The organism is Aeromonas sp. JL9, assembly GCF_024436075.1.
Classification (GTDB): Bacteria; Pseudomonadota; Gammaproteobacteria; order Enterobacterales; family Aeromonadaceae; genus Aeromonas; species Aeromonas veronii.
This window is the reverse complement of the sequence record NZ_JANFNV010000014.1, coordinates 82,203-95,109: the sequence shown is the minus strand read 5'-3', so window position 1 is coordinate 95,109 and position 12,907 is coordinate 82,203. Positions and strand designations below refer to the sequence as shown.

Below are 12,907 nucleotides of genomic sequence, written 5' to 3'. Positions count from 1 at the left end.
CTTGTCATTGAACACCTCAGGTCATGGTGGCGACTGTACCACCTAAAATGGTGTCCGGGATGATTAGACCACTACAGGCTGGCCCTTGGCATTATTGGAGTCACCGAACATGACCCGTCTAATCACTGGGCTCGAGGTGCATCGCTATGCCCCCGAGCTTAACAAATTGCATCTGCGCAACCGGCAGACGTTACCCGCTCCCGGCATCACCACCATCAAGGAGGCAAAAGCCCGCCTGTTTGGCCGCTGGCAGCCAGGACATCAGGTGTCCATTACCGTGAGTCATCCTGACTACATCAATCTCTCCCGGCTCTACCGGGGGCGACTGGCAAACTTGACCGAGCTCCCAGAATACCTGACCAAGCTGCGCCAGCGCCACAACGTTCCTGGCACTATCATCCACACCCAGTTGAGGTATCGCTAATTATGACCACGAGCCATTCCGCATACCCTGTAGCCCACAATTCAGAGTTACACGTTCCCGCACAAGTCTCCTGTATAAGCTGGGGCCTTCCGCGTGATATCTCGCCACGCTTTGGCGCTCGTTTGATACAGAGCCGCTATCGACTCGATTTTCTATCCGATCGAGCCAGTCTAATCGGTGAGTGGAGTCAGATGCAGATAGAGAGGCTCGACCAGGCTTTCCCGGAGATAATCAAGGCGCTGGAAGCAAAATTGCTGACCGGAGAACTGGATGCTCAACGTCAGCACTGTATCACTATCCAGCACGGCGGCTTCACCTGCGAAGCCGATACCCAGGGTAGCCATGGATATCTCTACTTAGCCATTTACCCAGCGACCAGCATGGATGCCAATCCCGGCAGCAAGGCGTAACCACGCATTCGCTTGTGGTAACATTTTTTACCCTCTCGTCCGTGATAAGTATGTTGGTCGTGGGGAAGGCCAATTCGTGGCCTTCCCTTTGCTTTTCTCACGCAGCTCTCAGAATCTTCGACACCAACTGGCTCCAGCTATGTCGCTATGGCACTATGTGTGCCCTTCAAATCAGCCCAACAACCAAGTAGATCAGGAAGAAAGACGTATGACGCCAGAAGCCAAGGCTCGCCAGTTGATCGATTTCAAACTAGAACAAGCTGGTTGGGTCATTCAGGACATGAAGCAGCTCAACTTGTCCGCTGGCACAGGTATCGCTATACGTGAATTTCCTACAGATACTGGACCTGCCGACTACGCCTTGTTTATAAACCGCAACATGGTTGGGGTGATTGAGGCGAAAAAAGATAATGCAGGTGCCAACCTTACTACTACTGAAGGACAAACAGAGCGCTATTCGACAGCTAAGGTCAAGTGGTTGGGTAAAGCTGCTACGCTCCGATTTTTATTTGAAGCCACGGGCCAGATCATTCGTTTTACTGATAACGCCGATCCTGTGCCGCGCTCGCGCGAGATCTTTCATTTCTTCAAACCCGAAACCTTAGTGCTCTGGCTGGGTCAGCCAGAGACCTTACGACGCCGTTTGGCCGAGCAGATGCCCGCCTTGTCAGAGCGAAACCTGCGTGAGTGCCAGATTGGCGCGGTAACCGGGTTGGAAGACTCATTGGCCAAAAACAAACCCCGTGCCTTAGTGCATATGGCAACTGGGGCTGGCAAAACTTTTACCGCCATTACCTCGGTGTACCGTTTGCTGAAATTCGGTGGTGCCAAGCGCATTCTGTTTCTGGTGGATACCCGCAACCTCGGCAAACAGGCTCATCAGGAGTTTATGGCCTACACACCGCCGGATGATGGCCGCAAGTTTACCGAACTCTATAATGTGCAACGTCTTGCCTCTCCGAATATCGATCCGCATGCCCAGGTCTGTATCAGTACCATACAGCGCATGTATTCCATCTTGAGTGGCGAACCGATTGACGAATCAGCCGAAGATATATCGCTCAATGAGATACAACAAACCGCCAAGCAACAGAAGCTGGTGCGCTACAACCCTGCCGTGCCGGTAGAGACCTTCGACTTCATCATCATCGATGAGTGTCACCGCAGCATCTACAACCTGTGGAAGCAGGTGCTTGATTACTTCGATGCTAGCCTGGTTGGTCTGACCGCCACTCCGGATAAACGCACTTTCGGCTTTTTTAACGAAAATATCGTGGCCGAATACACCTATGAGCAATCGGTGGCCGATGGCGTCAACGTCGGGTATGACGTCTACCAAATCGAAACTGAAATCACTAAAAAAGGTGCTGAGCTGAAGGCCAAAGAGTGGGTAGACCATCGCGATCGTCAAACCCGCAAAAAGCGCTGGAGTGAAACCGAAGAAGATACATTTTACTCAGGCAAAGAGTTGGATCGCTCCGTGGTCAACTTGAGTCAAATCCGCCAAGTCATCCTAGCGATGAAGAAAGCGGTGGAGACTCAGATATTTCCCGCTCGTAAAGAGACTCCTAAGACGTTGATTTTTGCCAAAACCGACAGCCACGCTGACGACATCATCAACATGGTACGCGAGGTTTATGGTCAGGGAAATGCTTTCTGTAAGAAGGTGACTTATCGCACAGAAGAAGACGCGGATAGCATCCTGAGCAGCTTTCGTAATGACTACAACCCGCGTATCGCAGTGACCGTGGATATGATTGCGACTGGCACCGATGTCAAACCACTAGAGGTGCTGCTGTTTATGCGGGATGTACGTAGCAAGGGTTACTATGAGCAGATGAAAGGACGAGGGGTTCGCTCACTTGATGCTGATGGCCTACAACGAGTGAGCAACAGTGCCGATGGCCCTAAAACCCGCTTTGTACTGATCGATGCGGTCGGTGTTGAAAAATCACTCAAAACAGAGAGCCGTCCGCTGGAAAGAAAGCCGCATCTTCCGTTAAAAGATCTACTTCAGGGGATTGCCCTTGGCAGTAGGGACGATGACACCTTACTGTCATTAGCCAATCGCCTGGTTCGATTGGCAAAACAGTTGGATAGCAAAGCTCAAGTGCAGATTGAAAAAGCTGCTGGTGGCCAAAGTGTCGGCTCACTCGGTAAAGGTTTGATCGCTGCACTTGATCCAGATGCAATAGTCGCTACTGCACTGGAAGCTGCTCGAGCACAAGGGTTTACTCGTAACGAAGATACGCTCTTACCAGAAGAACTTGCTGCCGCACGAGCTGAGCTGGTGTCTGCCGCTTGTGCCCCCTTTGATAAACCGGAGCTGCGTGAGGCTATTGAAAATGCTCGACGCGAACGGGAGCAGCTCATCGATCACATCAATTTGGACCAAGTGACTTTTTCCGGTTTCTCCGAAACTGCAGAGAGCCAAGCCAAGGCTAGCATTGAGAGCTTCGTTAGCTACATTCAGAACCATAAAGATGAAATTGCAGCACTCAGCTTTTTCTATCAGCAACCATATCAGCGTCGAGCTCTGACTTTTGATATGATCGAGCAATTGTATGAACACTTGGCCAAGCCCCCTTTAATGCTCACAACTGAACGCCTATGGGAGGCCTATGCGCGACTCCAGACCAACTTGGTTAAGGGTGCTGAGCGTAAACGTCAGCTTACCGATCTGGTCTCGCTGGTTCGGTTTGCATTGGGGCTGGATAGTGAACTCAAACCTTTTGCTGATGAAGTGGATAAACGCTTCCAGACCTGGGTTTTCCGGCATAACGCACAGCGTGCCACAGCGTTTAACGCAGAGCAGATGGAGTGGTTACGTCTGATGAAAGAACATATTGCCAGCAGTTGCAACATTCATCGCGATGACTTTGATTACGCCGAACTGGCGGACAAAGGCGGGCTGCAGAAGGCATGGCAACTATTTGGTAAGGAGTTAGATACCTTGATAATCGAGATGAATATGGAATTGGTTGCGTAATGGCTTTTACAATGACAGTTTCGGAGTTGATTGAGGCTGATAAGTCAGGGCTCCTTGGAAAACACGCTACATGGGAGAGAGTTCATCTAGCACAAGTTGCTAACATTCTTAATGGTGCCCCCTTCAACTCATCGTCATTCAGTAATGATGCTGGCGTGCCACTTGTGCGGATACGGGATGTGCTTACCGGTCGAACAAATACCTACTACAACGGAGCATATGATAAGATTTTCCTTGTAAAAGCAGGGGATCTTCTCGTTGGAATGGATGGTGATTTCAATTCCAATTTTTGGGGTTCTCAAACTGCGCTATTAAATCAACGGGTTTGCAAAATTACCCCTGATGTTGCTTTTTACGACAAAAAATTTCTTGCTTATGCGTTACCAGGATATCTATCGGCAATAAATAAAAACACCTCATCGATAACGGTGAAGCACTTATCATCAAAAACTATTGGTGATATCGGTCTCCCGCTTCCTCCCCGCGCTGAACAAACCCGTATTGTCACCAAACTCGAAGAGCTACTGACTGATCTCGATGTGGGCGTGGCCGAGCTTAAGAGTGCCCAGAAAAAACTAGCCCAGTATCGCCAGTCACTGCTCAAAGCCGCTGTTGAAGGGGCGCTAACTGCGCAGTGGCGAGAGAACAACCCAGCGACCGAAAGCGGAGCGCAACTGCTGGAGCGCATTCTGCAGGAGCGCCGCGCGCGCTGGGAAGCCAAACAGTTGGCCAAATTTGCCGGACAGGACAAGACGCCCCCCAAGGAGTGGCAAAAGAAATACCCGGAGCCAGTACAACCCGATACCACCGATTTACCGCCGCTGCCAGAAGGGTGGGTGTGGGCATCGCTAGACATGCTCGGTGAAATTGCATCTGGTGTGGCCAAAGGTTCAAAGCGCGCAAACAACCTTGCTGTCCGTGAAGTTCCCTATTTGCGAGTAGCCAACGTGCAGCGTGGCTATCTTGATCTATCAGAAGTGAAAACCATTCTGGCAACAGAGCAAGACATTACAGAACTCTCGCTACAGGATGGCGACGTTTTGTTTAATGAAGGAGGGGACCGCGACAAACTGGGTCGAGGTTGGGTATGGCGAGACCAAATATTTGAATGCATACATCAAAATCATGTTTTCCGAATGCGCCCATATATTGCAGACATGCAATCTGAACTGATTTCTCATCATGGGAATACTTTCGGGAAACTGTGGTTTCAAAAGGCAGGGAAGCAAACAACCAATCTCGCATCAATCAACATGACCATGTTGAGAATGTTCCCCGTGCCGGTTGCACCTGCAACAGAACAACTAGAAATTATGGAACAGATTCGAGTACAGATTGAATCCTTGTACAGCCAAGAGCACAGCATTGAGCTAGCACTAAAGCAGTCATCTGCCCAACGCCAAAATATTCTACGAGCTGCATTCGCAGGGCAATTAGTACCGCAAGATCCCAATGATGAGCCTGCCAGCGTGCTGCTGGAACGCATTCGCGTTCAACGGGCGGAGCAGGCCAAACAGCCTAAACCTCGCAAGACCAAGAAAAAGGAGAGCAGCACAGTGGCTCGCAAATTAGTCGATGTACTCACCGAGGCAGGCGACTGGCTGCCAGCACAAGAGGCTTTTCGCCGCTGTGGGATTACCGATGGTGCACAGACCGAAGAAATTGAAGCACTGTATGCTGAATTGCGTGCACTGGATAAGAGTCAACATCTATCAGTCAAAGCGCTCTTCGATTTGGTTGATACACCGGAAGGCAAAAAACGCCGCAAGGTCGCCGACCATTTAAAGTGGGTGGGCTAAACCATGCGTTTAGATAAGCTCACCATAGGTAGTGCCAAAGAGAGCCCAACCCACCAATTCAAAAACCTGAAGAATGTCACCATCGATTTTGATGAAGAACATTGGGTCACAGTGGTAATTGGTTGGAACGGCACCGGAAAATCCAATGTGCTGGAAGCATTGGCTATCATCTTCCGCGATTTGATCGCCAAAAAACGTATACCCGCTTTTGCCTTTCAACTGGCTTATCGCATGGGCGCTGACGAAAATTTGCGCCACATTCACATAGATGCGGACCCGGATCGTGAAAAAGAGCCTTTCGTCATTCATGTTGCAACAGATTTGCAGGCACGTGGTGAGGGAACTTTGATTCCATTCATCGAAGGTGAAGAGACAGTGTCAGCCTTGCGTGGTAACGCCATTAAGCTCTCCGCCTTCTTGAATGCAGACTGCGATTATCTACCCCGCTATGTATTCAGTTACTACTCTGGTGAAAGCCCGCGTATGCATGAGGTATTTCGCCCCTACCTGGAAAGCTACGACAGCAAACTGCGTAACGGTGAAGACCCGGGTTTAAAGCGGTTGTTCTATGCCATGCCGGTGCATAGTCAGTTCGTTTTGCTCGCATTTTTGATTCAACAGTCGGAAATCGTCAGAACCTTTCTGGATGAACACCTAGGGCTAGACCCTGATGAGGGTATTGAATCCGTACTGTTTGTACTACGCCAACCGCCATGGAAATCCAAAGCCCCAGATGGCGACCCTCGTTTCTGGAATGCTCGCGGCGTGGTTCGTGATTTTTTATCACGCCTCTATGACATCGCCTTGGCACCGATTGAGGTGTCTCGACAGGTATCGACATCAATATGGAACAAAACGACCCTGCAGTTTAAGTATCTCTATGTGAAGGATATTGAGGCGCTGCGGCGTTTAGTGGGGGATCAAGCCCCAGCCCAGTTTTTCCGGGATTTAGAGAGCACCTATGTTTCAGAATTGATTGAAGAAGTTCGCATTAAAGTTCGTCTAAAGAAAAACGATGGTAGCGTGACCTTTCGCGAGCTCAGTGAAGGAGAGCAGCAGTTGCTCACCGTCCTCGGCCTGCTTCGCTTTACCGCTGAAGATGAAAGCCTGTTCCTACTGGATGAGCCTGACACACACTTAAACCCCCGCTGGAGCGTGGATTACATCTCATATCTCAAGCAGTTCATTGCGAGTGGCACTAACCAGGAAGAGACCAGTCATATACTGCTCACAACTCACAATCCTCTAGCCATTGCCGAACTGGACCGAGAGCAAGTTCAAATCCTGCGGATGAGCAAAGAGAATGAACAACGCCGGATCGTGGCCTGTTACCCAGAGATGGCACCACGAGGTATGGGTTACGCGGCGATTGTGACCAGCGATATGTTCGGGATTGCATCGTCATTGGATCAACCAACACAGTTGCTTTTGGAAACACAACGAGCTTTCGCCGCCAAATCACGCCTCTCAGCAGATGAACAGCAAGAACTGGATATCATCAACGCACAACTAAATCGCCTTGGCTTTCGATTTTTCCATCCTGATGACGAATATTCGCGCTATTTGCGACTTCGCAATGAAATCCTTATGGCTCGCTTTACTGTTACAAAACCAAGAGATATAGCGGACAGAGTGCTTGCGATGAGTCGGATCGAGCGGGAGCAGCTTGCGACCAAACTGATTGATAAGCTGATGGCTGACGATGATGATGAGCTGATGGATAGGGTCGATCCATGAGATATATCGATATTGATGAATTAGTGTTGCCAGATGGATGGTTAGAAAAAGCGGCTACCGCCTCTGCTGCCGTTGCCGCGGGAGCTAAACCAGACGATCATTCAGCCGTCTGGCGCGAACTCAAGGATGCATTGGCCGATCTGTTTCCTAATAAAAAATGCTGGTACTGCGAGTCTCCAGTCGATCGCGCGGACAATGCAGTTGACCACTTTCGCCCTAAAGGCAAAGTGAGTGATGCAGCACGTCAACATAACGGATATCGTTGGTTAAGTTTTGAACCTAAAAATTATCGCTATGCGTGCACGTTCTGTAACAGTAGACGCAAAGACGTCGACAATGGGACAGCCGGAGGCAAAGCAGATCGTTTCCCACTGATTGTTGAAGCAGACCGTCTTTATGCACCTGGGCCATTGGCACAGGAAAAACCCGCATTACTCGATCCCTGTGACCTCAACGACTGCGAATTAATTGGGTGCAAGCAGGAAAACGGCAAGCCGTGCCCAACGAGTCAAGATCCACTAGAAAAACAAAGAGCCGAGATATCTATATCCATTTATCACCTCGAGTATGAACCTACTTGCAAGCAACGACATGCCGCGGCAGTGAGTCTTATGGCCGACATTGCATTAGCAAAGCAATTCTTCGGACAATCTGGAATGGATGAGCATTTCACTAGCGTTGCGAAAAAAATAAAACGCGCGATCAACCGCAAAGCCCCTTTCAGTGGGGACATGATTTTCCTCTTGAGAGGACAGCGGCACGCAGATCATCCGTGGATTCAAAAATTGTTGGAACTCTGAAATGAACGCAAGCACCCTAGTCCAGAAACTCTGGAACTTCTGTAACACCCTGCGCGACGATGGCGTCGGCTATGGCGACTATCTGGAGCAGCTCACCTATCTGCTGTTTTTAAAGCTGGCCCACGAATATGCGCAAGCACCCTATAACCGCGATACCAAAGTCCCCAAGGGCTATGACTGGAGCAGCCTGCGCAACAAAACCGGCGAACCGTTAGAGGCGCACTATCTGGCCATCCTGCACAAGCTGGGACAAGAGCCGGGCATGCTGGGTGCCATCTTCTTCAAGGCGCAGAACAAGATCCAGGATCCGGCCAAACTCTCTCGCCTGGTTCAGCTTATCGATGCGGAAAACTGGATCAGTCTGGATGCCGACACCAAGGGCGATCTCTACGAGGGTCTGCTGCAAAAGAACGCCGAAGATACCAAGAGTGGTGCCGGACAGTACTTTACCCCCCGCGCCATCATTCAAGCCATGGTCGCCTGTATGCAGCCAGAGCCGATGAAGTCCATCGCCGATCCGGCCTGCGGCACAGGCGGTTTCTTTCTGGTCGCCAATGAGTGGTTATCCGGTACGGGTCACTGGCTGAAAGAGAACGCCGATTGGTTGCAGCGTGACACCCCCAACCTCAACAGGACCCAAGCGCGCTTTTTGCGTGAAGAGACCTTCTACGGTAACGAGATAGTCCCCAGCACACGCCGCATGTGCCTGATGAACCTGTTTTTGCACAATATCGGCGAGCTGCATGGCGAACCTGCGATAGAGCGCTCCGACGCCCTGATTTCAGAGCCGAAAACCAAGGTCGATTATGTGCTGGCCAATCCGCCGTTTGGCAAAAAGAGCAGCATGACTATCACCAATGAAGAGGGTGATGAAGATCGTGATGCACTAACTTACGAACGTCAGGACTTCTGGGAAACTACTTCCAACAAACAGCTTAACTTCCTGCAGCATATCGTCAGCATGCTGAAGCTTGATGGTAAGGCGGCAGTGGTTCTGCCTGATAACGTACTGTTTGAAGGTGGGGCAGGTGAAAAGATCCGCCGCAAATTGCTGGAAGAGTGCGATGTGCACACCATACTGCGTTTGCCCACTGGCATCTTTTATGCCCAAGGCGTGAAGGCAAACGTCGTCTTCTTCGACGCCAAACCCAAAGATGGGCAAACCCATACCAAGGGGATCTGGTTCTATGATCTGCGCACGAATAAGCATTTCACCCTGAAGACTCGCACGCTCAAGCTAAACGATCTGCAACATTTTGTGACCTGCTACAACCCGAAAAATCGACATGAACGGCAGGAGTCAGACCGCTTCAAGTTCTTCAGCTACGAGGACTTGATGGCGCGGGACAAGGCCAGCCTGGATATCTTCTGGTTGAAAGATGACAACCTGGACACTCTTGACGATCTGCCTCCTCCCGATGTGCTGCAGCATGAAATTATCGAGCACCTTGAAGCGGCTCTGGCCGCATTTCGTGATGTAGCAAATAACCTACCGAGCAGTGTTGATAGCAGAGATACAGAGTAGATAGTAAGACAGAGAGGGCCCTAGGCCCTCTTTTGCATTAGATGAAAGCAAAGTAGGAGGTGCGGAGTAATGAGACTGAAAGCATGGCTCAACATCGTTACATTGGAGCCATCAACAATGATCTCTAGTTCAGTAGTTGTGGGTTCAAATGTGGGTTCAAAACTAAAAAAGCACTTCCATTAAAATGAAAGTGCTTTTGTTTTCAATAGCTTAGCTGTTATGGCTTAGTTCATGCCGTAACGCTTGAGCTTCTTGCGCAGGGTGCCACGGTTGATACCCATCATCACGGCAGCGCGAGTCTGGTTACCACGGGTGTACTGCATGATCACGTCCAGCATCGGCGCTTCGACTTCGGAGAGAACCATATCGTACAGATCAATCACTTCCTGACCGTTCAACTGGGCCAGGTAGTTACGCAGGGCCTGTTGCACAGAGTCACGCAGGGGGCGCTGGGTCGGCTCGGCAGCGTGATTGTGAGTAGTTGTTACCAATGCATCAGAAGTCAGGGTTTGTTCGAACATATTCGGTCGGCTCTTTAGTTATCTTGTTAACCTAATCCATCGAAATACGCTTCGAGTGCCTCAAGTTGCGCGTCTGCGCAATCCAGGGCATTGAAGTGCTTACGGAATTCTCGGCCCGTCTCTTCTTCATCCAGATACCAGCCCACGTGTTTACGGGCTATGCGCGCTCCCAGATATGCACCATAAAACCGGTGCAGGTTGGTTACATGCTCGTTCATCAGGGTGCGAACCTCTTCCCTCTCGGGAGGCGGCAGCTTGGTGCCCGTCTCAAGAAAATGACGGATTTCCCGGAAAATCCAGGGTCGTCCTTGCGCAGCTCGGCCGATCATCACGGCGTCAACGCCGGTATAGTCGAGGACATACCGGGCTTTCTCCGGGCTGTTGATGTCACCATTGGCGACAACAGGAATCGATACGGCCTGCTTAATCGCCCTGATCGTGTCGTACTCCGCTTCGCCCTTGTAGAGGCAGGCACGGGTACGACCATGCACGGCAAGGGCCGCGATACCGCAATCTTCGGCGATTCGGGCGATCTCCACGCCATTGCGGTTATCCGGATCCCATCCTGTGCGGATCTTCAAGGTGACAGGCACCTCCACTGCATCCACCACGGCCCGGCAAATTGCTTTGACCTGATCGGGGGCACGCAGCAGGGCAGAACCTGCCAGCTTCTTATTCACTTTTTTTGCCGGACATCCCATGTTGATGTCGACGATCTGTGCGCCCTGCTCCACGTTGTAGCGGGCAGCAAACGCCATCATCTCGGGGTCGGCTCCGGCAATCTGGACCGATCGCAATCCGCCTTCTGCAGAGTGATCCATCCTCATCCGGGTTTTCTGGGTATCCCAGACATCCGGGTTGGCCAGCAGCATCTCGGAAACGGCCATGCCAGCCCCCAATCGCAAACAAAGTTCACGGAATGGTCGGTCAGTTACACCGGCCATGGGAGCCACAATCAAGGGAGTTTCAAGCGTGTGGGGACCTATCTGCATTCCACGGTTACCATCGGCTTAGGGCGGCGTATATTACGCATTTTTTAGGCAGGAGAAAAGGTTAGTATTTGAGCGTCAGCCATTTTTTTCTGAAAAAAACGTCGCGCCAAGGCTTGCAAATTCTGGAGTTATTGAAAAACGGCCAGATTGCCGGAGACTGATCGCTGTACCATTCGGGTCGGACGCCTGCATAATTGTCAGTCCACTTGCAGGCCCGCTTTGCGTTATGATAGCGGGCTTAAGTCGAGCAAATGCTCCAAACATTTATGCAACAAAAGCGGATTGGGGATCTATGACGTCAAGGTTCATTAAATCACTCTGGCCGTGTCTGATGGGAGCCGTGCTGGGGTCGGCGCAGGCGCAAACCATCAGTTTCGGCGAAGCCTGGACCCGGGTCATCCAGCAGGATGAAGGGCTGGCTGCCGAGCAGGCTGGGGTCGATCGGGCCAAGCAGCTGCGCGAGGCGGCCAAGGACATGTATCTGCCCAAGGTGGATCTGGGGGCCAGCTATACCCATCTTGATCAGCCGATTGAACTTGATGCCCTCGATCTCAATCCGCTGGCCAAGCAGAAAGATCTGATCCTGGCGCTCGGCAGCCTGTTCGGGGTCGGGGCCAACGCATTTGTCACCCCCCTGACCAAACAGAATGTGGTGACCAGCTCGGTCAAGATGCTCTGGCCGCTGTTTGCCGGTGGTCGCATCGATGCGGCGCAGGATATCCGCCAGGCGCAGGTGAGCGAGGCGCAGCAGTTGCTGGTGCTCAAGCAGCAATCCACCTTCGAGAGCCTCTCCCAGACCTATTTCGGCGTGGTGCTGGCTGTTCAGGTGGTGCAGACCAAGCAGGAGATCGAAGAGGGGCTGGCCCACCATCTGGATCACGCCAAGAAGCTCGAAGCGCAGGGCCAGATCGCCAGGGTGGAGCGCCTCTCCGCCCAGTCGGCCTATGACAGAGCGCGCATCGATACCCAGAAGGCGCGCCGCAGCCTCGAGATCGCCGAACTGGCCCTCGGCCGCATGCTGAAGTTGCCAAATGCCCAGCCGGGCAGCGGCCTGTTCGTCAACAAGGATCTGCCGCGCCTCGAGGGGTTGGTGAGCCAGACCCTGGAGGTGCACCCCGGTCTCAAGCTGCTCACTGCCAAGAAGGAGCAGGCCAAGGGGCTGATCCGGGTCGAGCAGGGCAAATATGCCCCCGAGGTGTTCCTGTTCGGCAACTACAACCTCTATGAAGATGATTCGCTCGCTTCCAAGACTGCGCCGGACTGGCTGGTGGGGGTGGGTGTCAGCATGCCGCTGGTGAGCCGCGATGGCCGCTCCGAGACGGTGCAGGCCGCCAAGAGCGCCGAGCTGCAGGTCAATCTGCTGCAAGCCAAGACCCGCCAGGATCTGGAGTTGCTGGTCGAGAAGACCTGGCGCGAAGCGGCGCAGGGGCTGGAGGAGTATCAATCCCTCTCTTCCACCCAGGCGCTGGCCGAGGAGAACGTACTACTGCGGGACAAGGCCTTCGGGCAGGGGCTCTCGACCTCCCTCGATGTGGTGGATGCCCAGAACCAGCTGGCAGGAGTCAAGACCCAGCGCGCAGCGGCGGCTTATCAATATGTGGTGTCGCTGGCCCGCCTGCTGGCCCTCTCCGGCCAGATGAACAGTTTCAATCAATATCAGCATGGTCAGGTGATCGAGGTGAACTCATGATCCCGGTCCTGTCTGTTCCT

General features: G+C 52.1%; 10 protein-coding genes. 8 read left to right on the top strand and 2 right to left on the bottom strand.

What is annotated here, in order from left to right:
* Positions 1–109 precede the first annotated feature (109 nt).
* From NOM06_RS12325 to NOM06_RS12295, 7 genes are all read left to right on the top strand, one after another.
* Complete coding sequence (locus NOM06_RS12325) at positions 110–424, top strand: hypothetical protein (RefSeq protein WP_120415769.1); 315 nt, start codon at positions 110–112, stop codon at positions 422–424.
* A gap of 2 nt (positions 425–426) precedes the next feature.
* The gene (locus NOM06_RS12320; RefSeq protein WP_305120784.1) at positions 427–834 is read left to right on the top strand and encodes a type IV toxin-antitoxin system YeeU family antitoxin; all 408 of its coding nucleotides are present in this window, start codon (positions 427–429) and stop codon (positions 832–834) included.
* Positions 835–1,042: 208 nt separating this feature from the next.
* Complete coding sequence (locus NOM06_RS12315; protein WP_255911781.1) at positions 1,043–3,823, top strand: type I restriction-modification enzyme R subunit C-terminal domain-containing protein; 2,781 nt, start codon at positions 1,043–1,045, stop codon at positions 3,821–3,823.
* The gene (locus NOM06_RS12310; protein ID WP_255911779.1) at positions 3,823–5,622 is read left to right on the top strand and encodes a restriction endonuclease subunit S; all 1,800 of its coding nucleotides are present in this window, start codon (positions 3,823–3,825) and stop codon (positions 5,620–5,622) included. The genes NOM06_RS12315 and NOM06_RS12310 overlap by 1 nt, the downstream gene beginning before the upstream one ends.
* A gap of 3 nt (positions 5,623–5,625) precedes the next feature.
* On the top strand, positions 5,626–7,359 hold the full coding sequence (locus tag NOM06_RS12305) for an AAA family ATPase (RefSeq protein ID WP_255911777.1): 1,734 nt from the start codon (positions 5,626–5,628) through the stop codon (positions 7,357–7,359).
* Positions 7,356–8,159, top strand: coding sequence for a hypothetical protein (locus NOM06_RS12300; protein WP_255911775.1), 804 nt, complete (start codon positions 7,356–7,358; stop codon positions 8,157–8,159). The genes NOM06_RS12305 and NOM06_RS12300 overlap by 4 nt, the downstream gene beginning before the upstream one ends.
* Before the next feature lies 1 nt (position 8,160).
* Complete coding sequence (locus NOM06_RS12295; protein ID WP_255911773.1) at positions 8,161–9,684, top strand: class I SAM-dependent DNA methyltransferase; 1,524 nt, start codon at positions 8,161–8,163, stop codon at positions 9,682–9,684.
* Between the two features lie 224 nt (positions 9,685–9,908).
* On the opposite strand, the gene fis is transcribed toward NOM06_RS12295, so the two are convergent.
* A complete protein-coding gene (gene fis, locus NOM06_RS12290) occupies positions 9,909–10,205 on the bottom strand; it encodes a DNA-binding transcriptional regulator Fis (protein ID WP_005309538.1) in 297 nt (98 codons plus the stop codon).
* Between the two features lie 26 nt (positions 10,206–10,231).
* Positions 10,232–11,197 carry a tRNA dihydrouridine synthase DusB gene (dusB, locus tag NOM06_RS12285; protein WP_019445016.1) on the bottom strand — a complete coding sequence of 322 codons (966 nt, stop codon included), beginning with the start codon at positions 11,195–11,197 and terminating at the stop codon, positions 10,232–10,234.
* A 292-nt stretch (positions 11,198–11,489) separates the two neighbouring features.
* Between dusB and NOM06_RS12280 the strand changes: the two genes are divergently transcribed.
* On the top strand, positions 11,490–12,887 hold the full coding sequence (locus NOM06_RS12280) for a TolC family protein (RefSeq protein ID WP_255911770.1): 1,398 nt from the start codon (positions 11,490–11,492) through the stop codon (positions 12,885–12,887).
* Positions 12,888–12,907: the final 20 nt, after the last annotated feature.

Bases quoted from the DNA above. Each gene is read 5' to 3' on its own strand.
- NOM06_RS12325 (WP_120415769.1), top strand. From the start codon at position 110: ATGACCCGTCTAATCACTGGGCTCGAGGTGCATCGCTATGCCCCCGAG.
- NOM06_RS12320 (WP_305120784.1), top strand. From the start codon at position 427: ATGACCACGAGCCATTCCGCATACCCTGTAGCCCACAATTCAGAGTTA.
- NOM06_RS12315 (WP_255911781.1), top strand. From the start codon at position 1,043: ATGACGCCAGAAGCCAAGGCTCGCCAGTTGATCGATTTCAAACTAGAA.
- NOM06_RS12310 (WP_255911779.1), top strand. From the start codon at position 3,823: ATGGCTTTTACAATGACAGTTTCGGAGTTGATTGAGGCTGATAAGTCA.
- NOM06_RS12305 (WP_255911777.1), top strand. From the start codon at position 5,626: ATGCGTTTAGATAAGCTCACCATAGGTAGTGCCAAAGAGAGCCCAACC.
- NOM06_RS12300 (WP_255911775.1), top strand. From the start codon at position 7,356: ATGAGATATATCGATATTGATGAATTAGTGTTGCCAGATGGATGGTTA.
- NOM06_RS12295 (WP_255911773.1), top strand. From the start codon at position 8,161: ATGAACGCAAGCACCCTAGTCCAGAAACTCTGGAACTTCTGTAACACC.
- fis (WP_005309538.1), bottom strand. From the start codon at position 10,205: ATGTTCGAACAAACCCTGACTTCTGATGCATTGGTAACAACTACTCAC.
- dusB (WP_019445016.1), bottom strand. From the start codon at position 11,197: ATGCAGATAGGTCCCCACACGCTTGAAACTCCCTTGATTGTGGCTCCC.
- NOM06_RS12280 (WP_255911770.1), top strand. From the start codon at position 11,490: ATGACGTCAAGGTTCATTAAATCACTCTGGCCGTGTCTGATGGGAGCC.